The sequence below is a fragment of the Pseudoalteromonas sp. Of11M-6 genome, assembly GCF_022347905.1.
In the GTDB taxonomy this organism is placed as follows: Bacteria; Pseudomonadota; Gammaproteobacteria; order Enterobacterales; family Alteromonadaceae; genus Pseudoalteromonas.
Window position 1 is genome coordinate 1 of sequence record NZ_JAKRFW010000034.1, and the last position, 26,046, is coordinate 26,046.

Genomic DNA, 26,046 nt, shown 5'->3' on the forward strand with positions numbered 1-26,046 from the left:
TGGCAAGACCTAGGAAAACAATCCGCCACGGAAGTTAAAAACATCGTCAAAGGCCTACGCGATTCACTTGATGACATGTCTACCAGTTGGCACTACGACCTACTGCTCCCAGACGCTGCCATCGAAGGTATGCAAGCCACGGTAAAACGCCTAGACGACGTCAACACCACACCAGAAAAGCATAACTTCTCGGCGGATAAACCACCTCCCACTACGCTATTCGGCTTGTGGTTTGAGGAGTCAGTGTGACGTGGGCCGACGTTTTCTTGATTCGCTCAATAGCGTTGTTTCAACGGAATAAACGAGGAGCGCATAAATACCACTTGAAGATATTTTTGGCTCTAACTACAGAAGTGCTGTACGGGGAATAACTAGACTAGGTTCCAAGAAAAACCCCACTGGATACGAGGTTACAGATTTTTCAAACGGAAACGCCAAAGCTATATATCTAATAGAAGATGGTAACATTAAATTGCACACATTATACCCTGAACTAAAGAAGTAAATATACGATGAATAAACTTAAAGATCCTTTAAGAACCATTTTAAAAACTTATTGTCATGTCGAAAGCTATGACCCCAGTATTTTGAGAAGAGCTGTCGGCATTGGAGAAGACTACCCTTATGACTTGATTAAAGTCAGAGCCCAACTTCGGGAGGCTATAGACTTAAATCTTATTTCACTAACAGAGTATGAAGAACTAACAGACGAAGATTTTGACTCCATAGAGGACCTTCATGAGTGGCTAGAGGAGCTCTATTCAGAGTTATTGTGAAAGTTAGCGAGTGAAATTCTTCTTAACAGGCTTTACCGACCACTGTTTTTAAAGGCCTGTAGAGCTAATGTCTAGCTTTACAACCCTTCTCATTGCTGCTAGCACAAAACACTAGACATAACGAAGCGGTAAAACCAGCCAGAGCACTAACCAAATGATATGGGGATCCGGGCTAATAGATCGGTTTCTCCCATATCAATACCAATCTGGCTGAGTAATGTCGTTATTTGCCCTCTATGGTGCGTCTGATGATTAAATAAATGATGCACTAAAAAACCAAACTTGCGAGAAAAGGTTTTACCTTGTGTGTTTTTGTAGTGTAAATCGGCTGCAAGCGCCTCCTCAGTGACTTCATTCGCAAATTCAATAATCACCTTATCCATTTCAGCCCTTGCCTGTCTCAACGCTGCAAAATCTTCATACAGCATCGCATCAAGCTTTGTCGGCAGCGGCATCGTTGCTACAGCGTTCAGTGCTTCAACATGATAGCTATGCTCTGTATAGCGCTTAAGCCAGATAATATCGGCAACAAGAATATGGTTTAACGACCCCATGATGGAGCCAAAAAAAGCCCCTCGATCTTGGTGTAATTCCGTGACGCTCAATCCCGAAACAGCTTCATATAATCTTTCGTTCATCCAGCGATTGTAATCCGCCATTAATTCAAAGTTTGCTTTCATCTAAATATTCCCTGTTCCCGTAAAAATTGACTAACCTCAACTTAGCGGCATTGGCTAGGTTAAAAAATACAAATATTTGAAGTTGAAAACAATCAATTTTATTGAACACTTTAATCTTAACTATCAATTATACAAATCAAAATGCGCGCGGCATAATGGCTACATCAACTTAAGAAGGAAAGCAAAATGTTAAAGAATATTGAAGGTCAACGCGTACCACAGGTTACATTCCCAATTAGAGAAAATGAAGAGTGGAAGCACGTCACCAGCGATGAAATTTTTAAAGGTAAAACTGTGGTTGTATTTTCTTTGCCTGGTGCCTTTACACCAACTTGTTCGTCAACGCACTTACCGCGCTATAACGAGCTTGCTAGCGTATTTAAACAAAATGGTGTCGACGAAATCGTGTGTTTATCCGTTAATGATACGTTTGTAATGAACGCATGGGCACAGTACCAAGAAGCGCAGAATATTACACTACTACCTGACGGTAACGGCGAATTCACTGACGGCATGGGCATGTTAGTTGATAAAAACGATTTAGGTTTTGGCAAACGCAGCTGGCGTTATTCAATGCTGGTAAAAGATGGTGTGATTGACAAAATGTTTATCGAACCAGAAAAGCCTGGCGACCCGTTTGAGGTATCAGACGCAGATACTATGCTGGAGTACATTAACCCGCGCCAAATCAAACCAGAGCCGGTTACCGTTATTAGCAAGATTGGCTGTCCATTCTGTGAAAAAGCCAAAGCTTTGCTAAAAGAAAAAGGACTGGCATATGAAGAGCTGGTACTTGGTCAACAAGCATCGCTAACCAGTCTTAAAGCGCTGTCTGGTCGCGAAACCGTGCCGCAAGTATTTATCGGTGGTAAACACATCGGTGGTTCAGACGATTTAGCTGAATATTTCGCTTAATCACTCATCCCCCACAACATGACTTGGTGAACTTGCTCACCAAGTCAAAATGTTCCCCCTCAACACAACAAAACACAATGACTAGTGACACTGTCATGGGGGGAGTATACCAATTTATCTTAATACTTGCTCAATTTGAAGGAGCAAATCTGACGCTAACTGCGTTAAAAATTTCTCATTTAGAACAACTAAATAGCAAAATTTTTGCCTGGTTATCGACAAGATTTTCTCGCCTCAAATAGACCTCTTAATTAAGTAAATTGGTATCACACTTTCTGATTTCGGAGCAAAAAATGAAAAAGATAAACATCGACGTAGTCGTGATTGGTGCGGGAACAGCAGGTCTCAGCGCCTATAGAAATGCCAAAAAATATACCTCAGAAGTTCTGATGATTGAGTCTGGCGTATACGGCACAACGTGCGCTCGGGTTGGCTGCATGCCGAGCAAGTTACTGATTGCCGCAGCTGAAGCTGCACATCAAATTGAAGTCGCACCTAAATTTGGTATTAATGTAAAACCCGCTGAAATTGACGGTAAAGCGGTTATGGCGAGAGTAAAGCATGAGCGAGATCGCTTCGTTGGCTTTGTCGTCGAAGCTGTCGACGAACTACCTGAGCAAGATAAACTACGCGGCAGTGCAAAATTTATCAACAGCCATACGGTACAGTTGGACGACCACACTCAGATCACAGCCAAACGTTTTGTTATCGCTACAGGTTCAAGACCTAGCTACCCCGGTGTGTTTAATAATTTTGGCGACCGCTTAGTCATTAACGATAACGTTTTTGACTGGGACAATTTACCCGACTCAGTGGCCGTATTTGGCCCCGGCGTGATTGGCTTAGAACTAGGTCAAGCGCTACACCGACTTGGCGTAAGGGTCAAAGTATTTGGTGTCGGCGGTGGCCTTGGACCACTAACCGATCCAATCGTCAAAGACTATGCCACCACTGTGTTCAGTGATGAGTTTTACCTCGACACAGATGCCAAAGTATCAGATATGAAACAGGTCGGTGACAAAGCCGAGCTTACCTATATTGACAAACAAGGGAAACCGCAAACCGAGCAGTTTGACTATGTGTTGGCAGCCACTGGTCGTGTACCCAATGTTGATAACTTAGGGCTAGAAAATACCACGCTAGAGCTTGATGACCGAGGCGTACCGCTAGCCGACCCACATACCATGCAATGTCTTGATGGCTCAGGTAACGCCCCGATTTTTATTGCAGGTGATGCCAGCAACCAGATCCCGCTTCTACATGAAGCCGCAGATCAAGGCACAATTGCAGGTGAAAATGCCGGTCGCTTCCCTGATGTGAGAGTGGGACTGCGCCGTGCAAAGCTTGCGGCGGTATTTAGCGACCCACAAATTGCCATGGTTGGAGCAAGTTATAAAGAGTTGGAAAAGCAATATGGCAATTGTGGCTGCTTTGCCATCGGAGAGGTAAGCTTTGAAAACCAAGGCCGCAGCCGCGTGATGTTAAAAAACAAAGGCCATATGCGAGTCTACGCTGAGCAAGGCACCGGATTATTCTTAGGTGCCGAATTTGTCGGCCCAGCTGCTGAGCATATGGCGCATTTACTTGCTTGGGCGCTACAAAACAAGATGACCGTGCCACAAATGCTCGAAATGCCTTTCTACCACCCAGTGATAGAAGAAGGCCTAAGAACGGCACTGCGAAATCTAAATGCAAACTTGAAGTTTGGCCCAGATATTATCAAACACTGCTTGGAATGTGGTCCTGGTGCTTAATACAAACATTGCTGGAGCCGGCCGTAACTGCTGGCTTTATCTTTTTACTGCGTTGCTTTAAATTCTCTGGCGAGCTCTCTATTTACCGCTTTTATCGTTTTCACTACGGACTTTTCGGAAACAGGGCTTGAAAAGTAATACCCCTGAATTTTATCTACTCGTGCTTCTTTGCACACATAATACTGCTGATAGTTCTCAACACCTTCAACAACAATGCTCAATTGTAGGCTCTTAAGCATATCAATCAAACCCATAAATATCCTTTTCCCTCTATCGTCTACCTCAATTCTGTCGGTAAGCGATTTATCCACTTTGACAATATCAATTGGATAATTGAGCAAATGTGATATTGAAGAATAGCCCGTTCCAAAATCATCTAGCGCAATCTTGCAGCCAAGCTCTTTTATGCGGCTTAGGCTTGATGTTACCCGTTCACTTTCATCCAAAAGCGCAGTTTCTGTTAGCTCAAAGGTAAATAAAGTACCGTCAATATCGACTCGTTTTAGACAATCATTGATAAATGCTGGTAGAGAAATGTCTCCGAGCTGTAATGGCGACAGGTTTATTGCTAAACGAATAGGATATCCGCACTTTGTTTGTATCTGCTTCAATGTGGTGATCGCGTGCTCAATAATCCACTTTCCCAACGGTTCTATGAGCTTTGACTCTTCAGCTATTGTAATAAACTCTTGAGGACTACTTGTGTATTTTGCAGTAGGCCATCGGATCAACGCTTCGAGAGACACGACTTTGGCCTGCTGAATATCTACAATTGGTTGAAACGCTAACTCTAACTCTTGCCTCTCTATCGCTCCTCTTAAGTCTTGCTCCACGTTATACTTCATTTGGAACTCAGTCTGCATATTATCTTCGAAAATGCACGCCATCGCACTTTGGGAAGATTTAGCCCTAAATAGTGCAATATCAGCAAAACGTATTAAGTCATCTGCATTATTACCATTGAGTGGGTACAGAGAAATTCCCATTCTTACTTGGCAGTAGATGTCCAGCTCATAAATTGAATAGCTTCGACTCAACAAACGAACAAGCTTTTCAGCTTCTATTTTAATTTGAAGCGGGTTGTCACAAGACACCATCAAACAAGCAAATTCGTCTCCTCCAAAGCGACTGACAATATCTTCTTGCTTGGTATGTCTATTAAAGCTTGCTCCTAGTTCAAGTAAAAGTTGATCAGCGATTTCATGGCCAAAGCGGTCATTTATCTTTTTAAAATCGACGATATCAACGACAAGGATCCCTGCACACTTATAGCGCTTTTTATCGGCTTGCATCAGCCGCTGGCAGGTTTCTTCAAAATAGTAACGATTATACAATCCCGTCAATGAGTCGCGTTCAGCCATCTGCTTTACTTGCAGGTAGCTTTTATGCAGTTGACTTTCTAGCTCAAAGCGTTTCTTTGCTTGAATAATAGACCGGCTCAAGAGCGATGCGGTGACTTCTTCTTTGAGTAGAAAGTCCTGTACGCCCAAATCTAGACATTTCAAAACCAACTCTTCAGAATGCGAATTGCTGATCATGACTATGGTTAAATCTTTAATATGGTTAATACGCTTAAGTTCGATGAGTAAGTCCACACCATTTTTGGACGGCATATTGTAATCCAGTAATAATAGGTCGAAGCAAAGCTCTTCTAGCGCAAATATTCCTTCTTCTACTGTACTAACTTCTGTCAAATGATGTTCAATCCCGCCTTTCACTAAGGAACGGCGGATCATCTTTCGGTCAACCACATCATCATCAACGAGCAATATATTCATTTACCACCTCATTACTTAGTTGGAAACTGTACAATTCGCCAATATCCATCCAACATATCAACAAGGCTCATCATTGAGTTACTTGCTTCTTCTTTTAAAAAATATCCTGCTACGTTTTTTTCATAACTATGATGAATATCATCTTCATCTTTCGAAGTGGTGAGTACGAACACAACCGTATCTTTTAACTCAGGGTCTTCTCTCAACTTACCTAAAAACTCAAGCCCACCCATGCGAGGCATTTTTAAATCTAATAGAACAATAAATGGATAATCTATTTTTTTAGTTTGTAAGAATTCTAACGCTTCAACGCCATCAATTGCCCGAACCATAGGGTTCATTATCTTACGCTTTGCAAAACTGCGTTTTACGGTCATATAGTCAATGTCATCATCCTCGACGACCAGCACTGTAATATCATTATTTTGCATAAAATGAATACCTAATTTGGATTAACTCTGGTATCTACTTTTGGCCACTTGATCACAAACTCAGTGCCAACGTTACTATCTACGATATCAACTGAACCGCCATAGTGATTGAGCACTTTTTTAATGATTGCCAAACCCATACCACTACCTTCTTGTTGATCTCTAGGTTTAAGCGTTTGGAACATTTCAAATACTTTCTCCCTATACTCAGGTGGGATCCCCGGTCCATCGTCAATAAAATGTATTTCATACTCTTCTGGGCTTTCTTTAACGTGGATTATTAGTGAGCCATTTTCACAATCGTGGTGTTTAAGCGAATTGCTAATTAAATTGCGGGTAACTACTTCAAGCGCAGTTTTTGGTAAGGTGACAATTAAAGAAGTACATTCCAATTTCAGCTTCGCCTCAATATCAATAGAGTCAAATATCTCTTTTGTAAACTCGCTGAATTCAAACGTTTCGTTTTCGCTATGCTTTCGATTTACCCGAGAGTAAATCAGCAAGTCATGGAGCAATTTACTCATTCTTGATACACGTTGTTGAATTAAATCAAAATTCTCCTTAGCGCCTTCGGGTAACTCATCGCCGTAGTCTTCATCAATCCAAGTTACCAACTTGGAAATCGCATTGAGTGGCGCTTTTAAATCGTGAGAGGCAATATAAGCAAATTCGTCTAAGGCTTCATTGGAGCGCTTTAACTGGGCGACAAGATGCTCCCTTTCGGTCACGTCACTGGAAAGTCCTAAAATAAACGTCGCGCCTTTGGCATCATAGAATCGCTTTTTGCGAGTAAATAATGTTCTTACACCACCATCTGGGAAATTGATAATCTCCAAACACTCTGCATACCCTGTTTCCAAGGCTTTTTTATCATCTTTGATGAACTCTTCCACTTCTTCTGGTTGATAAGAATCAAGTGTGGTGTAGCCAATAATTTTCTCTCTGGCTTCTTCTGGATACATGGAGCGAAAAGCACTGTTCGCTTTTACGATCCTAAGCTGATCATCTTTGATAAAGGCGTAGTCCGGAATATTGTCAAAAATTAAATCGGAAAGAGAATCATCACCAACAAATCTGTCTGCTTTCTCAAGTGGGGTTGAGTCTGTCATAGGAATTTACATTGGGAACAGGTAATAAGATCTATAGTAGGAAAGCGATATTATTCAAGATAAAAGTAATGGAAATGTTAAATAACAAGTGTGCTTCATCACAAAAATGTCTACACTATTATTCGTGCCAGATGCTTTATTTACAGTGCGATACTTACCTAATATTAATCCTGTTAATAGCAACATAAGTGCACTTTGACTTTTTAAACATAAAGACATAGCACACAATCTAAGCCTGCAATAGGAATAAAGGCAATAGCATGTTTGAAGATGTTGTAGAACTAAATAACTGTACCATAGTAGTCGTAGAAGATTCGCCACTCACTCAAAAGGTGCTATGCGCATGTTTAGAAGACATATGCAAAGTCGTCGCTTTTGAAAGTGCTGAGAAGGCCTTGGAATATGTAAAACTTGCATTGCCAGATTTAATCCTAATGGACTGGATGCTAGAAGGGATAACGGGTATAGAGGCTTGTACAGAGCTTCAAAAAGATCCAATAACCGCCCGAATTCCTGTCATATTTGTGACATCCAACATTAAAGAAAATCAGCAAGAAATGTGCTGGGATGCAGGTGCGGTCGATTTCATCAGTAAACCAATAGTAGCACGCACGCTGTTTAATCGCGTACTTACCCACCTAAAGTATAAAAAGCAAGCCGATCAACTTAGAGAGTATTCATACGTTGACGGGCTTACCGAAGCGTTTAATCGCAGATTATTTGATACTGACTTGGAGCGCCACTATCGTGGTGCAAAGCGCTCCATTAGCCCGCTTAGTGTCGTGATGCTCGATGTTGACTATTTCAAACTCTATAACGATGAATATGGTCATTTGATGGGTGATGATGTCTTGAAGGTTTTTGTAAGCACCGCCAAAAATCATATTCGTCGACCTATGGATGCTCTGTACAGATATGGCGGTGAAGAGTTTGCCATCTTACTGCCAAACACCCCCTATTCTTTCGCCTTAGAGATCGCGCAAAGAGTGGTACAAACCTTTTTCGAAACCGCTATTGAACATAAACTTTCACCACTAAAAGCTGTATCGGTTAGTGCTGGTGTCGCTTCACTTAGTGAGGATAATATCAATCAAACTGTTGAAGAGTTAGTAGAAAGAGCAGATAACGCGCTATATGAAGCTAAAAAGAATGGTAAAAATCGAGTGTTTGGAGAGGCAAGCTAGCAGCTGTTATCACCATAGTAAGTGGTGACCGTTTCCATACGGATCAGCGCAACCTCTGAATTAGGAAAAGGGAGCTGCTTTAGTGTATTGCTATAAGATAAATAACTAAAAATGGAGCCAACTCATTCACCATATCGTGTAGAGCTAGCTATAAACTTAGATTTCTATTTAGAACAATTCTTGATATTATCGCAACTCGTTGGGGAGTAGCCTGCTTCCAATGCTCGGAAGAGTTCGTATCAACATCATTGGCCAAAATGCCATGGTGCGGACACCTCTCGGTTGGCGAGACCATCGATATATCCATGCCTGTGGTCGGGCGTGTGGATATGTCGTGGACTCAAATCGCCCGACCGGAGCAATGTAAATGAATTTCGTCACCCTGCTACTGTTAGCATACGCCATGTCTACCGATGCGTTTGCCGCGGCAATCGGTAAAGGCGCCAGCCTAAAATCACCTCGGCTTACCGAAGCCATAAAAATCGGCCTCATTTTTGGTGTTATTGAAGCCTGTACGCCGCTGATTGGCTGGTTAATAGGACAATCTGCAGCTGGCTATGTCGAGGCTTGGGATCACTGGATTGCCTTTATCTTACTGTTAGGACTTGGCGCTCATATGATTTATGAGAGCCTTAAGGGTAATGACGATGCGCCAGCACAGCACGCAAAGCAACCTTGGTTAAAAACCATTATCACAGCGTTTGGTACCAGTATTGATGCAATGGCTGTCGGTGTCAGTCTCGCATTTGTTGATGTGAATATATGGCTCGCCGCTTCGCTCATTGGCCTTGCCACCACCATGATGGTAACAATTGGTGTGATGATTGGGCATTCGGCTGGAAAGTTCCTTGGTAGTCGAGCTGAAACCTTTGGTGGGGTGATCTTAATCTGTGTGGGAACTTGGTTGCTATATAGCCATCTTTCGATTTAATCGCAAAAAGAGCGGTATATTTACCGCTCACTTGCTTATCCCTTTACGTTAGGGCTACTTGGCTTTTAAGCCTTTTTAATCGCTTTTTTCAGCTTTTTGATTTTTGCTTCATGCTTTTCAATCTTTGCTTTACGCGCTTTCAGCTCTTTTTTAAGCGCTTTAACATCGCTTTTCTTCGCCATAACTAATCTCCTTTGGTTGTTTTGCGAACACCTACTACCATAGCAAAGTGGCTGACAATATCAAACCACACTTGGACTACTGCGTTACTCTCCGTCTACGAGTGGTAATTTTGACCAAATACTATTTTTTGCAGCTAAATGTTAGTAAATAAATAGACCAATTCGATATAGTAAAATACTAATCATTTGTTTTATATATGATTTAATATTGGCTTAGTTGTTGCTTCTATAAGCATAAATCAAGAGAACGGAACCAACCATATGTCTGTACCATTAAAAGATAGACCTCTCGAATCCGTCAGGGAAGAGGTGATTGACCGGTTAATTCTAAATTACAGCCACGGTGAGCTTTCGGCTGATGCATTCGAGAGACGATTGGATAAAGCATACGACCTGAACGAACAAGAACAAATTGCAGCACTTAGTGCTGATTTACCGCTAAAGTCGGATGCAAGATATTACAGCGAAAAAGCCGCTCGTTTGGGTCCAAAATTTACCTCAAGCGTAGATGGTGCTGAGGCGATAAGCATTACCTCTATACTTAGTTCCAACCATCGCAGTGGCGAGTGGGTCGTACCTAAAGAGATCCACCTAAAAAACTACCTTGGCAGCTTGGAACTAGATTTTAGCAACGCAATTTTTAGTCACCCTGAAGTACATATTTATATAGATTGCATTTTAGGCAGTGACGAAATCTTTGTACCAGACACAGTCGATGTCGTCACCGATATTCGTAATATTATGGGTTCAGTAGAAAACACAAGAAATACGCTTGCATCTGCAGGGCAGGTGAAACAGCGTCCACGAATTTATATTCACGGCAGAATGATTTTGGGTAGCATTGAAGTTAGCGTAAAGCGCTCAATGAAAGCACAAATAAAGCAATTTGCCGATGGCCTTAAATCCCTATTTGGTGATGGCACAAAATCCAAAAGCTAAAGCTTAATAAAAAACCCCTTGGTTCAGGGGTTTTTTATTATCCGAATAGCAGAGTAAACTTTTTACTTCTCTACAGGAAAGCCTCTATCACGCATAAGCGCTTCAACTTCAGCGTCACGGCCTCTAAACTTGCGATACGCTTCTGCTGGATCCATTGAGTTGCGAACTGAGAATAGGTAATCCACTAAACGCTGTGCAACGTCTTTGTCGTAGAAGCCACCTGGCGCTTCTGCAAACGCTTCTGCTGCATCAGAAGTTAATACCTCAGCCCACAGGTAACCGTAGTAACCCGCTGAATAACCTTCACCTGAGAATACGTGACCAAAGTGAGTTGTACGATGACGCATCACGACCTCGTCCGGCATGCCTAGCGCACCTAACTGAGACTTTTCGAATGCAACAGGGTCGCCAATCTTGTCAGGATCTGTGGTATGGAAAAGCATATCCATAATAGCCGAACCAAGGTATTCAGTCGTCGCGAAACCTTGGTTAAAGGTTGCTGACTTCTTGATTTTCTCGATTAGCGCTTTAGGCATAGGTTTGCCTGTTTTATAGTGAACTAAGTAACGATTGATCACTTCGTCTGTTGCCAACCAACGCTCCAATAGCTGAGATTGGAACTCAGTGTAGTCGCGCACACCAGAGTTTGAACTTGGGTACTTCACGTTTGATGAAAGCGCATGCAGCGCGTGACCAAACTCGTGGAAATAGGTTTCTGCATCTGACCAAGAAATTAAGGTCGCTTCACCTTCTGGTGCTTTCACAAAGTTGGAGTTGTTTGAGCTAAGCACATTTGTTTTACCATCAAATGTTGTATGGCTACGATATGATATGGCCCACGCACCAGAGCGTTTACCTTTACGTGCGAACGGGTCTAAATACCAAAGGCCGATATTATCACCAGTGGTTTTGTCTGTTACTTCCCAAACACGAACGTCAGGGTGGAATACAGGCACCGAGCCCTTTGGCACTTCGGTGAATTCAAAGTTAAACAGACGGCCTGCTACATAGAACATCGCTTCACGCAAATTATCTAGCTGTAAATAGGCTTTAACTTCGTTTGAATCCAATTGATACTTAGCTTGGCGAACCTTCTCAGCGTAGAAACGGTAATCCCATGGCATGATTTTTATATCATTGCCTTCAAGCTTAGCAATAGATGTCATGTCTGTTACTTCTTCTTTCACGCGCGCAATTGCAGCAGGCCATACTTTTTTCATCAGCGCCATCGCGTTTTCAGGCTTTTTCGCCATGCGGTCTTCAAGACGCCACTGCGCGTAATTATCGTAGCCGAGTAAGTTAACGCGTTCATGTCTAAGCTTTAGGATGTCAGAGATAATCGCTTTATTGTCGTACTCGCCACCGTTGTTGCCACGGTTATAGTAGTTGTTCCATACTTTCTCGCGTAACTCACGCTCTGTTGAGTAGGTTAAAAATGGATCCATTGATGAACGAGAGTTGGTAATCGCGTACATGTCCGCCTTACCGCGCGCTTTTGCAGCAGCCGCTGCCGACGCAACAAACGACTCAGGCAAACCTGACAACTGGTCTTTAGTGAGATAGACTACATAGTTTTCTTCATCTGCAAGGACGTTGTTTGCAAATTTAGTATGTAGCTTTGATAGCTCAAGATTAATGTCCGCGTAACGCTTAGCGTCTTCACCTTTTAGCGTCGCTCCATTGCGGGCAAAGCCGTTAAAACGCATCCAAGTAATACGCTGCTCTTCTGCCGTTAGCTTTTTATATTCAGCGCCTTCGTATACCGCTTTTACCCGTTCAAAAAGCGCTTGGTTTTGGGTGATTTTAGAGCTGAACTCTGAAAACTTAGGCACAACTCGCGATTGGATTTCTCTAAACTCTGGGCTTGAAATATTTGCACTCCAAAGGCCGTAGTAGGTAAAAACGCGATCTAAAGGAGCACCCGCTCTTTCTAGTGCAACAATGGTGTTCTCAAAAGTTGGCTTAGCTGGATTATTGGCTATTGCTTCAATTTCTTTCAAATTATCAGCCATACCAATTTCAAGCGCAGCTTCTAAATCTTCAAGCTTCATTTTGTCAAAATGAGGAACGCCTTGATAAGGACCTGAAAACTCCTGTAAAAGCACGTTATCATATTGCTTACTTTGCAGTGATTTTACTGGTTCTTGGCTTTGCTCTGCTGTGCCCGCACAACCCGCAAGGGCTAAACATACAGCTGCACTTAATAATGTGATGGAAGGTTTGAACATATTGTTTCATCGCTTGTTGTTATCGTGGGATAGATATTACGGATCGTCTCTAAAAGTGCAATCGCTTTGCGGGAGAAACAAGGTTCTCTGCGATAGAGCAAAAATGCTAGTACTCATAGTAGCTTAAAGACACTAAAACTATAGTGAGTGGAGTTTTTTCATGGGTTGTTACAATTTACCTTGAAAATTTAACTAAAATCAGCCAAGTTAGTAAAAAACTGATCTGTAGGGAAAAATAATGGAAGTTGGTATTTTCATCTATGACGGTGCGGAGTGTTTAGATTTTTGTGGCCCATTTGAGGTATTCAATACCGCAAAGCGATTTATCGAAACCCCAATTAACGTCAGCCTTGTCGCACCAAGTCATGTTCCTGTTACCTCGCGTGGCGGCATGAGTGTAAACCCCCATTACAGTATTTACTCGCATCCAAAGTTTGATTTGCTCATCGTAGTCGGCGGACTGCATCACCAAATTTGCAGTGATCACAACGTACTTAATTGGCTTGCAGAAACAGCGAACCATACCTCTCAGTGTGCATCTGTTTGTACAGGTGTGTTTTTATATGCCGAAGCAGGCCTTATTGATGGCAAGCGAGTCACCACCCACTGGCAGGATATCGACGATTTGAGAGAACAATATCCCTCTTTAGAAGTCGTTGAGGACGTAAGGTTTGTAATGGATCAGAATTTTACTAGCTCAGCGGGTATTTCGGCAGGTATCGATATGAGTCTAGAACTGGTGAAAAAGCGCTTTGGGCAATCGGTAGCAAGAAAGACCGCAACCCAAATGGATTATGACTGGCCTAGAAGTTAATAATGATGAGTAAACCCACCATTATTAAACGAAGGCCTCGCTCACTCTAGCCATTGTTGATATCTGCGAACTCTAGCTCACTCACACGTTTTTTCGCAAATACGACGACTTTTTCGTATTCACTTTGCGCTTGTTCCAAGTGTGATTTACACTGCCCAGCTTGGTGTTCACGCGCATAAATCTCTATTTTATCTAGCAAGTCAAAGAGAGCTTCTGCGGCTAAATCACCAGCTTGACCTTTAAGTGCGTGACTGTATTTTGCCGATGCGTCGCAATTACTATTTTTGATACTCAATCTAAGCTGTTGCATTTGATTTTCAGAGTCGTTCAAGAATAAGGTGTACACCTTTTTAAGTAATTCTTCGTCCCCAGAGAGGCGTTCAAGCACGTCTGCTTCGTTTATCGGCAGGCCTGTTTGTTCTTCTGCTACACTTTCAACTGGGTGAATAAGTACAGAATCATCATCCTTAGCATGCACACCTAGCGCATCTAGCACGTCAAATAACTGTTCGACGACCACAGGTTTAGTCACAAACTCATTCATTCCTGCATTGAGACAACGTTCTTTTTCACCCGCAAGGGCGCTGGCAGTCATCGCAATAATGATCGCATCTTTATACTTATCACCACCTTGACCTTGACGGATCGCTCTTGTGGCCTGATACCCATCCATTCCTGGCATATTACAGTCCATAAAGATAGCATCAAAATCAACCTCTTGATGCTCAAATAACAGTAGTTTATTCACAGCATCTTGACCATCAACGGCAAAATTCACCTTAGCTCCTTGTCCTTCCAACATGCCTTTTGCCACAATCCGGTTGATTTGATTGTCGTCTACCACCAAAAAGTGACAGCCCGCGACCAAGTTACCACTTAACGCGGCTGTCTCACCTGACTTCTTCAAGCTAGGCTGTAATCGAATTGCTTTATTTAAGTCAAATAGCGCGACAAATTCTCCAACTCGAAGAGGTGAAGAAATATGCACTATGTTATCAGCATCGTTAATATTCTGAAGTTCATCCCCCACTAAAATAAGTTTTTCAAAGTGATTTTGAGCTGATTTCATTTGAATATAATCTTGCTCATTGGTAATGATGCATATATCACTCTGCATCTCTTTCTCAAGGTACTTACCACCGCATTTAGCGATAAGCTTAGCGATAGAGTCTGACTCCAATTTGGTTTTACTGAGCACAGAGACTGTTTTACCGGCCAATACTTCAGGCACGTTGATGGGCTTAGTTTGCGCACTAGAAAAGGGTAATTCAAACCAAAACTTGCTGCCTTTAAACTTTTCACTCTCAAAGTGAATATGGCCGAGCATCTTTTCGACTAACTGCTTACAAATAGAGAGTCCAAGTCCTGTGCCACCAAACTCGTTCGAGGTATTAGCAGATTCTTGACTAAATGATTGAAATAGCTTGTTTTGATTAGCTTTTTCAATTCCAACCCCAGTGTCTTCCACAGTGACTTTAAGCCATACCGAGTCTTCTAATTGTTCGGTGATGACGGTCAACTTCACATGACCTTTTTTAGTGAATTTAATTGCGTTACTAAGGAGGTTATAAATTATTTGTTTAACGCGCGCCGCATCACCACATAGTTCAATATGCGCTAAACCAGTTTGGTCCAAAATATAAGTGATCCCCTTTTCCTTGGTTTTAGCCAACATAGAAAGCGCGACATGTTCAATGACAGAGAGCGGATTGAATGGTTCATTATCAATGTCCAGCTTGCCCGCCTCAATCTTCGACAGGTCCAGTACATCGTTAATTAACGACAAGAGCGTAGTCGAGCTGGTTTCCATCATTTCTAGGTACTTATGTTGGTGCTTAGTAACGGGCTCTTTTCTCACCAAGTTTAGAGACCCTAAAATACCGTTGAGGGGCGTCCTCATTTCATGACTGATAGTGGAAATAAATGCACTTTTCACTTCTGACGCTTTCGCTGCTTTATCCCGAGCGACCACCAGCTCTTTAGTACGATCTTTCACCTCTTGTTCCAGTCGCTCATTTGCACCAACTAACTGTGCTTCCGCTTCTTTCTTAGCGGTGATGTCTTCAACAAATAGCGCGACCCCCTTAACTCTCCCATTACTTGCATATATGGGTGATAAATTAAGAGAAATCCAAAGCCCATCTTGCTCTGTAACTTCTAGCAATAGTTCTTTTGGTTTAACACATTCTCCACGCAAAGTTGTGTTTGAGTTGTAGGTAATAAATTCATATATCTGCGTTGGTAAGAAGCGCGCGCTAGAACCAATTCGGCCATCATTTAGCTGTTTAAAAAACCGTTTTGAAGTTTCATTATAGCTCGTCAACTTAAGGTTAAAATCGAAACCAAGCACGCCATCTGATGCGCCATCTAAAATCGCCTTAAACTCTGCTCGCGTTGAATCGAGCGCACGTAAACTGCTCGTATATTGCCAAAATGCAAAAAAGACGAGAGCGAATACACCGCAGGCAATAGCGAGTAAAACATAGGTGGTTAATCGTTTTTCATTGAGGCTTTGCTGATAAACAGCAAAAGGGATAAGATTAACGAGCTTAACTTCTAGGTTATTAAAGTTAGCCCCTTCAACCTTGCTAATGAGCGCAAGAAACTGCTCTCCCGTTGATTTTTCTTCCACCAGTTGGATTTTATTGGACCATGGCGTCACGCGATATAATGTTTGAAAGTTGATTTCGGGGTTTATATCTTTGCTGTATCGTAGCGAAAATTCAGGATGATAAATAAACGAGTCATCTGCACCTAAGAGCATCACTTTTTGCATACTTGGCGCTTGAGAGACAATTCTATCTATCATCTTTTCAGCATTGGTATTAATTACCAATATACCAAATAAGTCGTTATCTATATCGTAAGTCGGTAAAGTAAAACGTTTGGTTGGTTGAAAAGGCGTGACGACCTGTCCGTGCTCGCGATTTAAGTTGATTGTTGTGGAATAGATAGTGCGTTCTGGCAGTTGCAGTGCTTGGATAAAGTAATCACTTTCGCTCTTATCTTGTAGTTTGCTATCGGATACAGCAATTACCTGCCCTAGCTGTCGCTCAACCCTAACCATTTCCATCCCAGAATGGGCGTCAAGTAGGCGGATTTGGTTAAGGCCATCATACGAATATAACATTGACCTAAAAATCGTACTTAGTCGTGCCCGCCAAACATCAAGCGGCGTGTTTTCTTGAGGGTCGATACCATCGTTTTTTTCCGCTCTTGCAATACCCTGAATTGGCGGGGTGTCTAGCAGAAAATAAAGAAACCGGCGGTTATCGTCGATCTCTCCCAAGTAAATATTGTTTTGTGCCGAATGTACCTGCTCTAAGCGCTGATAGAAGCCCTCGTTCAGGTCGCGATGGATACTATTTTCAAAATATAAGATGGCACTCACCATCACGGCGAGCAGCAGTACAATAGCGCCCTTAGCAATATTGGAAGAAGACACATTTTCTCCTTGGACAGTGGCCTAACTGTTAGGCATAAAGACCTAAAATGCGTTTGCACTTAAGCACAAAAGGCAGCTACAAGCAAACGCATTATTAAATCTAGTCCAAATAGAAACAAAGACAAAGATTACTTACCCTGCACACGGAGGTTATTTACAACGTGATGCCTTTACGGTTATGAAAACGGTGATAATCAATGCTTGGCCCTTCTGGTACCACTTGGGTTGGATTGATCATCGTATGGCTAAAGTAGTAGTGCCTTTTAATGTGGTAAAAATCAACCGTATCTGCAATACCTTGATGTTGATATAAGTCACGCACATACGCAGAAATATTGGGGTAATCTTCGATTTGCTTAATGTTGCACTTGAAGTGACCATGGTACACGCTGTCGAAACGGATGAGAGTCGTAAATAGTCTCCAGTCGGCTTCCGTTAATTGTCCTTTCACAAGATAACGTTGCGCAGCGAGTCTTGCTTCGAGCTTATCTAGCGCGTGAAATAACGCGCTTACCGCACTGTGATAAGCATCTTGGGTTGTCGCAAATCCGGCTTTATATACGCCATTGTTGATGTTGTGATAAACAAAGTCGTTTATTTCATCGATTTCATGCTGTAGCGCCTCTGGGTAATAATCAGTGTCGTTTCCCGTTATCTGGTTAAAGGCACAATTAAACATACGAATGATTTCACTCGATTCGTTGCTCACGATTTGCTCCGTTTGTTTATCCCAAAGGACTGGCACCGTGACTCGACCCGAATAATTTGGGTCTTTTTTCGCATACAGCTGATGCATAAAACTGAGCTGATACAGGCTATCACCGACTTCTGGACGCTGACTGGTAAAACACCAACCTTGATCTAACATATCAGGGTCTACAATCGATACATCAATATGCGCCTCTAATTGTTTAAGCTGTCTGAAAATAAGCGTTCTATGAGCCCAAGGACACGCAAGGGAAACATACAAATGGTAGCGTCCGGATTCGGCTTTAAAACCCGCTTTACCCGTTGGCCCCGCACTGCCGTCTGCTGTTACCCAATTTCTTAGTTTTGCAGACTCACGCTCAAACTTGCCTTGGCTACTTTTTGTGTCATACCACTTATCGTGCCACTGACCTTCAATTAATAATCCCATGTAAACCCCCTATACAATATCGCCGAAGCGTCCTTGTTGATAATCTCTTACCGCTTGATGAAGCTCCTCTTGGGTATTCATCACAAATGGTCCCATATGCGCTATTTTTTCATTAATCGGCTGCCCTGCAAGGATCAAAAAACCAACATCATCCGTCGCTAAGAGAGCAAGGTTTTTACTTGGGTCAAGCTCAAGCAGCGTTTGCTCCCCATAGTTTTCAAATCCAGCGATGCGGTTAATATTTACACCAGCACCATCTTGTGTTGCCTGTGCTTTGTTCGTTCGGATAATGTTCATAATAGCTCTCGGGTTAACTTGAACTTGGAATAATCAGTTCAGCGCAACTATTTAATAGTTAGCCTACCAAACCTGCGCGAGAATAAAATTAGTCAAATTTGGCTATTTCGTTCTATTGCGTCGAATGATTGTTCCAATCTATTACAACGCGTAGCCACACTGGTCAGAACAGTCTTTAACATTGCTCTCACCTAACAATTTTTAACAGTATTTACACAATTATCTGACAAGCTTGTGGGGCTACAATTTAACCCTTAATAGGAGCAAAGGATGAGGTCCCTAAGTTTATTGTTTGCGCTGGCACTACTTGCGGCGTGTAGTTCAACAAGTCCGGTAAGCGTAAATACGGTTGCAGGTCCCCCAACGAATCTTACGGTTGAGATCACTGATGTGACCAATACCGATGGTCAAATGCTAGTACTGTTATTTGACAATAGCACTGACTACCACAGCGATAAAAATGTGAATGATCCAGACGCTCACTTTTTTCGCAAGCTGATTGTCACACCACAAACTCCTACCACGACGGTCACTTTTGAAGGCGTGCCTGCAGGCCAGTATGCGATCCACGTGATCCATGACGAAGATGGTGATGGCGGCATGGATCGGATGATCTTCCCATTTACCGGCATGCCAAGTGAGCCTTATGCACTGTCGAATAACATTCACGATAGCTTTTCAAAAGGCGATTTTGAAGAGGCTTTGTTTACTGTAAAGGCCCCTGACACTAAGATCCAACTTGCCCTCTCTACGCATTTATCAAAAATGACGGGGCTGTAATGCTTAAATACTCACAGGTGCTGCAATGCCTGTGAGCTACCTTTTAAGTTCTGACATTTGTCATTTTATTTTCTGACAACCCTCACTCACGCTTCATCTTATAGCAACGCATACTGCAAATCGTACAGTTCAGTAGGAGCGAAGACGGTGAGCAACGCCATTGAGTTATCAAATATCAGTTTTGCATACAACAATACTAAGCCAATATTAGCAGACCTAAACCTTACGCTTGAACAGGGTAAGGTTTATTCCATTCTTGGTCCAAATGGCGCAGGAAAAACCACCCTGATCAATATAATGCTTGGCAGACTAAGACCCACATCAGGACGAGTCTCTGTTCTTGGTCATCAGCCAGAGTCTGACTTTTGTCGCCAGCGCGTAGGTGCCATGATGCAGTTAGGCGGGCTACCTCTGCAAACCAAGGTGAGGGAGTTTCTGGCGTTATTTGCAAGTTACCATCAAACCCCAATTCCATTGGAGCGGTTAATTTCACTCTGCCAATTAGCACCATTTTTAGAACAAACTTTCGATACGTTATCTGGAGGTCAAAAGCAACGACTGTTTATGGCAATTGCACTAGCAGGCAATCCCGACATTGTTTTTTTGGATGAACCTAGTGTTGGTATGGATGTAGAGTCAAGACAGCAACTGTGGCAGGCCATACGCACATTAAAACAGCAAAATAAAATGGTACTTCTTACCACACACTATCTTCACGAGGCAGAAGCATTAGCGGATGAATTATTAGTTTTAAAAGAAGGAAAATGTACCAAAATTAACGACATACCTGAGCTTGCCAACACCTATCGTCGCTCACAAATCAAGTTCACCAGCGACCTGCCTGCTGCTGCACTGGTTAACGCATTTCCTATGATAGATCTGCATGTTAAAGGCGATCAGTTCACTATATTGACGGATGAGCCAAACCATATTGTGCAGCAGGTATTAGAAAAATTTTCTATCCGCAATTTGTATGTAGCCCCAATGAGCCTCGAAGAAGCTTATTTATCCCTAATGAATGCTAGGAGTGCTTAACCATGATAAACACAGCATCCTTTATACTTGAAAGCAAAACTGAACTTTTGAGCACATTTAGAAGTAAGGGTTTTGTGATCCCAGCCACACTATTTCCTTGCTTGTTTTATCTTTTCTTCGGCGTGGTGTTCAGTCATCATGACTCCCATAACTATATGTATATCAATTATCTGATATTTGGCATGATAGGACCTGCGCTATTTTCCTTTGGCGTTAACGTCGCCCTTGAAAAGCAAAATGGTTGGCTGATACTCAAGCAGCTCTCTCCCGTTTCTCCCTATCAGTATCTGCTCGCAAAATGTGTGAGTGCGACGGCTTTTTCATTGCTCGTAGCCTGCCTAATGAGCTTGCTGGCATTATTTTCTGGCGTGTCTTTAAGTTTAGCTCAATGGTTACTCGTGATTGCCATTACCCTACTCGGCACCTTGCCTTTGTGTATGTTAGGGCTGTTAGTTGGGCTGTCAGTGTCAGCAAAAGCGGCACCTGCGGTGGTTAACTTAATTTACCTACCACTCTCATTGCTTTCTGGCCTGTGGCTGCCTATCACGCTATTTCCTGAAGCAATGCAATGGTTTGCTTGGCTGTTGCCCACTTTCCATATTTCCCAATTGGCGCTTTCGACCATTGATGCCACCTTGGGTTTTCCAGTTTACCTCCATGCGGCCGTCCTAATTACACAAACGCTAGCATTATTTTTTGTCGCGCAAATTAAGTTTAAGCAGGCTTAATAAAAAACAAAAAATTATTCCTAATAATAAATTATAGAAAAAACAAAAATTCACAAAAAATTTATATTAATTTAAAAAACCATTGACCATGGAATGCAGAAATAATTATCATAATAAAAAATAAAACACACACAAAGGTATTAAATTGAAATATACAAAAACACTTGCTACAGCACCATTATTGCTAAGTCTTTCTGTACTTGTGGGTTGCATGGGTACTCAAAATGAATCAGAAAAAACTAACAAGATGACTTACACCCTTAAAGGTGATGAGGATTTAGTAAAGATAAGAAGCTTAGATAAAGTTAACATAGACGGTGAAGATCACAGTATTACGGTTACGCTTGATGTTTTTTCAAGAGATAACAACACTGCTAATTATATTAGAATGATCAACAGTGTAAAAGGCTGTACCACACATGAAGAATATATAGCGGGTGGCACGGGGCAACAATGGACTTCACCAGCAACAGGGAAGGAGTGCTTTAAAACCGCAGAGCTTGAAGTTGGCCCAAACGGTAAATTTAGAACGGACTATATTAAGTTTACAGAGGCGGTAGGTTCTCGTGGAAGATATACAGTACCTGCACTAACCTACATAAGTATCAGTCCAAAAGAATATGGTTCAAGAGAATATAACGCGACTGTCGGCTACTACCACCACCACGGCAAAGAAGGTACTGGATGTGGCCCAGTATATTTAAAGGTAAATGGCTTAGGTGTAAAAGAGTATTTAGAACCAACTAACGAGAGTGATAGTACTCAAAAGCATATCACCGTCGATTTAGGATATATTCATGCGGCAGATAAGATTAGTTTTGAGACACACCAATACGAGTTATGCGATAGTGATAAAATAAATAGAAAAGATATTGTTTACACTACTGGATTAACAATCATGGAAAATACACAAGGTTAAATTAGAGACAAACCCAGGGTGAGTGCATACTTCGTTTACGACCATTAACCGAAGATAAGCTCTGCCCTGAATTTATCGTCAAAGCTGGCCCGAACACACTTGCCACGTATCGAATCTTTACGGCCTGTGTGCTGCTTTACTAGATTGCGAACAACCCGTCTGAACAGCGCCATGTTTTCCGCCGAAGTCGGCTCACTTATCTGACAGGCATCTTCTTTAAACACGACATCCAGTACCCAATGCTGCTGGATCTCGATGTGCCAATGGTGGCGGATAGCTTTTTGTAACATCTGAGCATCAGGCTCAACTGAAGTGACATAAAAGTGCGTGTCTATTTTTTCTCGTAGGGCCTTAATCTGGTCCCGCAGTGGTGTAAGGTTTACTCCACACGCGTCACACCAAATTTCAAAGTATTCGTAAGGAAACTTACTCACACCCTTTTCGTAATTTTCGTAGGTACCTCGTTCAACTCCGGCAAGCCTTGCCATTTCACTTGTGGTTTTACCTGCCACTTTACGCATGCGGCGTAAATCATCTCCTGTAAAACGTTTGTCATATTCACCCACCAACACATTCCTTTTTCTTTAGTTGTGCTCGCGCTTTCAGCCACTGATTAAACAGTAGACAAGTGTATTTAGTACCTATTATTGACTGACAGCGCACAAAACCAAGTTGCGTTTTTGTATCTAAACTGTAAACGCGAGTCTATCTTATCAATTTTATTTTTCAAGCTTTAGTGACGTAAAAAAGACCATTTTGTTTCAATTTGTTAACCTTCGCATGATTTTTTGTGCAAAGGAGAACAGCAAATAAAAATAAGTGCACAGCCTTTACACAGCGCGTGTTTATTTATGTTTGGTAAAGGTATGCGTTCTCCATCGACTTAAAATTGTCAATATGAGAACCAAAACTATCCAAACAGATTCGCTTCCAATAGGTAGTCAATCACCGCCCGTGTCCTAGGTGGGATTTGTTTACGTGATGGATAAATGAGAGAAAACACCAGTTGCTCGCTACTTAACTCAGGACAGATCATTTGTAACTCCCCGCGTTCAACTTCTTGCTTCACAGTAGAAGGCAATAACTGCGCAACTCCTAACCCTGATACTGTCATTTGTTGTAACAGCATAGGGGAATTGCACCAATGCACTTGAGTTGGTGTAAAGTTTACGGCTTCACCACTGCGATAAAACTGCGTCATCCCCGTTGATTTAGCCTGCTCTAACAGTAACCAAGGTAGCTGGTTTAGCTGTGTGTCTTTGCTTGGTAACCCATGCAATGCTATCAGTTTAGGACTTGCATAGAGCTTAAAACATTCTTGATGTAATTGCCTTGCAATCAGTGCGCTGTCTTTAGGAAAGCCAACCCTGATGGCGAGATCTATTTGGTCGTTAATAATATCGCGCTTGTCATCATCAACGATGATATTTAATTGGATCTTCGGATATCGCGCCGTGAGCTCAGAAAGTTTTGGTAACAGAAACTTATGTGCAGTGTCGTGTGTCATGGTTATTGAGACCATACCATGAGGCTCTTTGTTATCGAGCAGTACCTCAACATCATCCAAAATAGCGTGCAATGAATGTGCTTGAGCCAAAATGTCACGTCCCTCCCGCGTTAGCGTAAGTTGCCTCGTGCTACGCTGCAGTAGTCGAACGCCTAACATAGTCTCTAACTGGGACACTTGTTCACTCACTCTAGAACGGCTAGTAGCCAACTTTCGCGCAGCTTGAGCAAAGCTTCCCATATCCACAACCGTTGCAAATATTGCTAAGAGTTTTAATGCATTTAAGTCTATTGTACTCAATTTCAGAACTCACCATATCGAATTAACCCACTTATGATAACAAAAATTACCACCCATAATAGCCACATCCAATACATTCTCGTTTTAAAAAGAGGTATACATCATGATCGCAATCACAGGCGCAACAGGCAAATTAGGTCAATTAGTTATCGAGTTTTTGGCACAGAAGATCCCAGCCAAGCACATCGTGGCTCTAGTTAGAGATCTCGATAAAGGAAGGGCACTCACCAATTTAGGGGTCACCGTAAGGCAAGCTGATTACGACAAACCGCATACACTTGATGCAGCACTTGCAGGTGTTGAAAAGCTGCTGCTGATCTCAGGCAATCAGATCGGAAGCCGCACACCTCAACACAAAGCAGTTATTGACGCCGCAGTGAAAAACCAAGTGCGTTTAATTGCCTATACCAGTATTTTGAATGTGGACAACTCACCACTGGAGCTGGCTAAAGAGCACAAAGAAACAGAGGCGTATTTGAGAGCAAGCGGCGTGGCTTACAGCATGCTGAGAAATGGATGGTATAACGAGAACTACACTGATTTAGTACCTGTATTTACAGCAAATAATGCCATTACCTCAATCGCGCCGCAGGCTCAGATCAATAGCGCGGCTCGTGCAGACTACGCACTGGCTGCTGCTACCGTATTAAGTAGCGCTGGCCACGACAATTCGGTTTATGAATTGGCTGGCGACAATGCATTTACAATAGAAGGTTTGGCACAAGCCGTGTCAAAACATACTCAAATTGAAGTAAAAGCAAAGTTTGTATCTGACGAAGAGTATCTGGCCTACTTGGTTGCTCTCGGTGTGCCTGCAGGTTTTGCCGCACTATTGGTTGACGCTGAGACCCAAGCACAAAAAGGATATTTGGCAACCCAAAGTAATGCGCTCAGTCAGTTGATTGGTCGCCCGACCACAACAGTAACCCAGTCCCTCGCAAAAAATTAAGCATACTTTACCGCTAATCCAGTGCACAGGCTCTTGCGTGTGCACCTATTTTACTCGGCCTCAGGTTTGCCTTCTAGCGTCGATACAAAGAGGTCTCGGCTCACTAAAAAGCCGCAAATACTTACCACGACTAAAAAGATGCCATACATAGATCCCATGTAAACCCAGTCACTTTGTCCAAACCACAGACTTGCACGTGTACCGTCATTAAATAATAAGATATTGATAAGCGACAATGAGATCACACTGCGAAAATAAATCGGTTTATCCATATGGCTCGCAAATGCTGCGATAATGAGGGAGAACAGGCATAAGTAGAAGCCCATTACTGAAAACGCACCAGGTTGCATACTAGGATAAAATGCGACGAGCGAGAGCAAGACAGCAGCCCAACCGGTAGTTTTGTATATCATTATCAAGTCCTTTGAAAATGTTAATAAATGTTCTTTATGTAAACAGGCTGGAGTATGAGGTAATACTCGTAATTACGCAACTAAATGATGATAAATATTAACTGATATGACCTTTATTCCTTAGTTTTAAACCTACCTAATTGCCTCAAACTCAGAACCTAACACTAAAGTATTATGCAAATATTTAATTAACACATTATCAAGATGATAGCGCTGCTGAAACTCTTGTTTTTAACTGCGGTACACTGTCTTTTTCGAACCAATTGTGCTTTTTTAACCAGATCTGATTGCGGGGACTAGGATGAGGTAATGGCAAATGACTTTGGTTAGAAAAGTCAGCATTTTTAACCATCTCAGTTACTGATGAATATTGCGTTAAGTAGCATTTTTGCGCATATTGCCCAATAAGTAGTGTCAGCGACACCTGATTGAGCGTAGCTAATACCTGATGGTGCCAAGTTGGCGCGCAAATTTTCGGTGGTGGTAAATCTCCAGACTTCCCTTTACCCGGGTAACAAAACGCCATTGGCATAATAGCAAATAAATCTGGGTTATAAAACTGTGCTCGACTAACACCGAGCCAATCGCGCAATCTATCTCCACTTGGGTCATTAAACGGCTGGCTAGTTTGATGTGCTTTTAATCCCGGCGCTTGACCAATAATCAACACCTTAGCCTTGCAACTGCCTTGGATAATAGGTTTTGCCCCCATAGGAAGCGCTTTATCACACAGCTTGCATTGCCTAACCCGTTCAAAAACTTCCATCTTCTCTTATTTAATTTCGCCCATATCAACGAGGGCCATTATGGCATA

At 42.3% G+C, this 26,046-nt stretch carries 23 protein-coding genes, 3 pseudogenes and 1 riboswitch; of the genes and pseudogenes, 13 read left to right on the top strand and 13 right to left on the bottom strand.

What is annotated here, in order from left to right:
* Together MHN32_RS15635 and MHN32_RS15640 are read left to right on the top strand one after the other, a co-directional pair.
* Positions 1–249, top strand: a pseudogene (locus MHN32_RS15635) (hypothetical protein); the annotation flags it as partial.
* A gap of 263 nt (positions 250–512) precedes the next feature.
* Positions 513–776, top strand: coding sequence for a hypothetical protein (locus tag MHN32_RS15640; RefSeq protein ID WP_239422284.1), 264 nt, complete (start codon positions 513–515; stop codon positions 774–776).
* Between the two features lie 146 nt (positions 777–922).
* Here the strand turns inward: MHN32_RS15640 and MHN32_RS15645 are convergent, their stop codons facing one another.
* Entirely contained in the window at positions 923–1,456 is a 534-nt protein-coding gene (locus MHN32_RS15645) for a DinB family protein (protein WP_239422285.1), read from the bottom strand.
* A 186-nt stretch (positions 1,457–1,642) separates the two neighbouring features.
* Between MHN32_RS15645 and MHN32_RS15650 the strand changes: the two genes are divergently transcribed.
* Together MHN32_RS15650 and MHN32_RS15655 are read left to right on the top strand one after the other, a co-directional pair.
* Complete coding sequence (locus MHN32_RS15650; protein ID WP_069021877.1) at positions 1,643–2,371, top strand: glutathione peroxidase; 729 nt, start codon at positions 1,643–1,645, stop codon at positions 2,369–2,371.
* A 293-nt stretch (positions 2,372–2,664) separates the two neighbouring features.
* The gene (locus MHN32_RS15655; protein ID WP_239422286.1) at positions 2,665–4,125 is read left to right on the top strand and encodes a dihydrolipoyl dehydrogenase; all 1,461 of its coding nucleotides are present in this window, start codon (positions 2,665–2,667) and stop codon (positions 4,123–4,125) included.
* A 44-nt stretch (positions 4,126–4,169) separates the two neighbouring features.
* Here the strand turns inward: MHN32_RS15655 and MHN32_RS15660 are convergent, their stop codons facing one another.
* The 3 genes from MHN32_RS15660 to MHN32_RS15670 are packed head-to-tail and all read right to left on the bottom strand — an operon-like array spanning position 4,170 to position 7,443.
* The gene (locus MHN32_RS15660; RefSeq protein WP_239422287.1) at positions 4,170–5,903 is read right to left on the bottom strand and encodes an EAL domain-containing response regulator; all 1,734 of its coding nucleotides are present in this window, start codon (positions 5,901–5,903) and stop codon (positions 4,170–4,172) included.
* An 11-nt stretch (positions 5,904–5,914) separates the two neighbouring features.
* On the bottom strand, positions 5,915–6,334 hold the full coding sequence (locus tag MHN32_RS15665; RefSeq protein ID WP_239422288.1) for a response regulator: 420 nt from the start codon (positions 6,332–6,334) through the stop codon (positions 5,915–5,917).
* An 11-nt stretch (positions 6,335–6,345) separates the two neighbouring features.
* Positions 6,346–7,443: a PAS domain-containing sensor histidine kinase gene (locus tag MHN32_RS15670; RefSeq protein ID WP_239422289.1), complete on the bottom strand. Its 1,098-nt coding sequence runs from the start codon at positions 7,441–7,443 to the stop codon at positions 6,346–6,348.
* A gap of 260 nt (positions 7,444–7,703) precedes the next feature.
* Between MHN32_RS15670 and MHN32_RS15675 the strand changes: the two genes are divergently transcribed.
* The 3 genes from MHN32_RS15675 to MHN32_RS15685 all read left to right on the top strand — a co-directional run bounded on the left by MHN32_RS15675 (position 7,704) and on the right by MHN32_RS15685 (position 10,679).
* Positions 7,704–8,627, top strand: a complete 924-nt coding sequence (locus MHN32_RS15675; RefSeq protein ID WP_102058204.1) for a diguanylate cyclase — start codon at positions 7,704–7,706, stop codon at positions 8,625–8,627.
* A gap of 189 nt (positions 8,628–8,816) precedes the next feature.
* Positions 8,817–8,975, top strand: a riboswitch (yybP-ykoY riboswitch).
* A gap of 19 nt (positions 8,976–8,994) precedes the next feature.
* Positions 8,995–9,558, top strand: coding sequence for a manganese efflux pump MntP family protein (locus MHN32_RS15680; RefSeq protein WP_010605615.1), 564 nt, complete (start codon positions 8,995–8,997; stop codon positions 9,556–9,558).
* A 443-nt stretch (positions 9,559–10,001) separates the two neighbouring features.
* Positions 10,002–10,679 (top strand): LiaF domain-containing protein, encoded by a 678-nt coding sequence (locus MHN32_RS15685; protein ID WP_239422290.1) that lies wholly within the window; start codon positions 10,002–10,004, stop codon positions 10,677–10,679.
* A gap of 62 nt (positions 10,680–10,741) precedes the next feature.
* Here the strand turns inward: MHN32_RS15685 and MHN32_RS15690 are convergent, their stop codons facing one another.
* Positions 10,742–12,907, bottom strand: a complete 2,166-nt coding sequence (locus MHN32_RS15690; protein ID WP_239422291.1) for a M3 family metallopeptidase — start codon at positions 12,905–12,907, stop codon at positions 10,742–10,744.
* Positions 12,908–13,145: 238 nt separating this feature from the next.
* Between MHN32_RS15690 and MHN32_RS15695 the strand changes: the two genes are divergently transcribed.
* Entirely contained in the window at positions 13,146–13,721 is a 576-nt protein-coding gene (locus MHN32_RS15695) for a DJ-1/PfpI family protein (RefSeq protein ID WP_010605612.1), read from the top strand.
* A 46-nt stretch (positions 13,722–13,767) separates the two neighbouring features.
* Here MHN32_RS15695 and MHN32_RS15700 read toward each other — a convergent pair whose 3' ends face one another.
* The 3 genes from MHN32_RS15700 to MHN32_RS15710 all read right to left on the bottom strand — a co-directional run bounded on the left by MHN32_RS15700 (position 13,768) and on the right by MHN32_RS15710 (position 18,601).
* The gene (locus tag MHN32_RS15700) at positions 13,768–17,166 is read right to left on the bottom strand and encodes an ATP-binding protein (RefSeq protein WP_239422292.1); all 3,399 of its coding nucleotides are present in this window, start codon (positions 17,164–17,166) and stop codon (positions 13,768–13,770) included.
* A 154-nt stretch (positions 17,167–17,320) separates the two neighbouring features.
* Positions 17,321–18,304, bottom strand: a complete 984-nt coding sequence (locus MHN32_RS15705; RefSeq protein ID WP_239422293.1) for a glutathione S-transferase family protein — start codon at positions 18,302–18,304, stop codon at positions 17,321–17,323.
* A gap of 9 nt (positions 18,305–18,313) precedes the next feature.
* A complete protein-coding gene (locus MHN32_RS15710; RefSeq protein ID WP_239422294.1) occupies positions 18,314–18,601 on the bottom strand; it encodes a pirin-like C-terminal cupin domain-containing protein in 288 nt (95 codons plus the stop codon).
* 270 nt (positions 18,602–18,871) lie between these two features.
* Here MHN32_RS15710 and MHN32_RS15715 point away from each other — a divergent pair, with 270 nt between their 5' ends.
* From MHN32_RS15715 to MHN32_RS15730, 4 genes are all read left to right on the top strand, one after another.
* Complete coding sequence (locus tag MHN32_RS15715; protein ID WP_239422295.1) at positions 18,872–19,381, top strand: DUF2141 domain-containing protein; 510 nt, start codon at positions 18,872–18,874, stop codon at positions 19,379–19,381.
* Between the two features lie 147 nt (positions 19,382–19,528).
* A complete protein-coding gene (locus MHN32_RS15720) occupies positions 19,529–20,416 on the top strand; it encodes an ABC transporter ATP-binding protein (RefSeq protein ID WP_102058197.1) in 888 nt (295 codons plus the stop codon).
* 2 nt (positions 20,417–20,418) lie between these two features.
* Positions 20,419–21,144: an ABC transporter permease gene (locus MHN32_RS15725; protein ID WP_239422296.1), complete on the top strand. Its 726-nt coding sequence runs from the start codon at positions 20,419–20,421 to the stop codon at positions 21,142–21,144.
* Between the two features lie 145 nt (positions 21,145–21,289).
* Complete coding sequence (locus MHN32_RS15730) at positions 21,290–22,063, top strand: hypothetical protein (RefSeq protein WP_239422297.1); 774 nt, start codon at positions 21,290–21,292, stop codon at positions 22,061–22,063.
* A 44-nt stretch (positions 22,064–22,107) separates the two neighbouring features.
* Here the strand turns inward: MHN32_RS15730 and MHN32_RS15735 are convergent.
* The 3 genes and pseudogenes from MHN32_RS15735 to MHN32_RS15745 all read right to left on the bottom strand — a co-directional run.
* Positions 22,108–22,428, bottom strand: a pseudogene (locus MHN32_RS15735) (ISAs1 family transposase); the annotation flags it as partial.
* Positions 22,429–22,449: 21 nt separating this feature from the next.
* A pseudogene (locus tag MHN32_RS23780) lies at positions 22,450–22,635 on the bottom strand (helix-turn-helix transcriptional regulator); the annotation flags it as partial.
* Positions 22,636–22,973: 338 nt separating this feature from the next.
* A complete protein-coding gene (locus tag MHN32_RS15745) occupies positions 22,974–23,870 on the bottom strand; it encodes a LysR family transcriptional regulator (RefSeq protein ID WP_239422298.1) in 897 nt (298 codons plus the stop codon).
* 103 nt (positions 23,871–23,973) lie between these two features.
* Between MHN32_RS15745 and MHN32_RS15750 the strand changes: the two genes are divergently transcribed.
* Positions 23,974–24,819 (top strand): SDR family oxidoreductase, encoded by an 846-nt coding sequence (locus MHN32_RS15750; RefSeq protein ID WP_239422299.1) that lies wholly within the window; start codon positions 23,974–23,976, stop codon positions 24,817–24,819.
* A gap of 50 nt (positions 24,820–24,869) precedes the next feature.
* Here the strand turns inward: MHN32_RS15750 and MHN32_RS15755 are convergent, their stop codons facing one another.
* On the bottom strand, positions 24,870–25,232 hold the full coding sequence (locus MHN32_RS15755) for a hypothetical protein (protein ID WP_239422300.1): 363 nt from the start codon (positions 25,230–25,232) through the stop codon (positions 24,870–24,872).
* A 199-nt stretch (positions 25,233–25,431) separates the two neighbouring features.
* Positions 25,432–25,998 (bottom strand): uracil-DNA glycosylase family protein, encoded by a 567-nt coding sequence (locus tag MHN32_RS15760; protein WP_239422301.1) that lies wholly within the window; start codon positions 25,996–25,998, stop codon positions 25,432–25,434.
* Between the last annotated feature and the right edge of the window lie 48 nt (positions 25,999–26,046).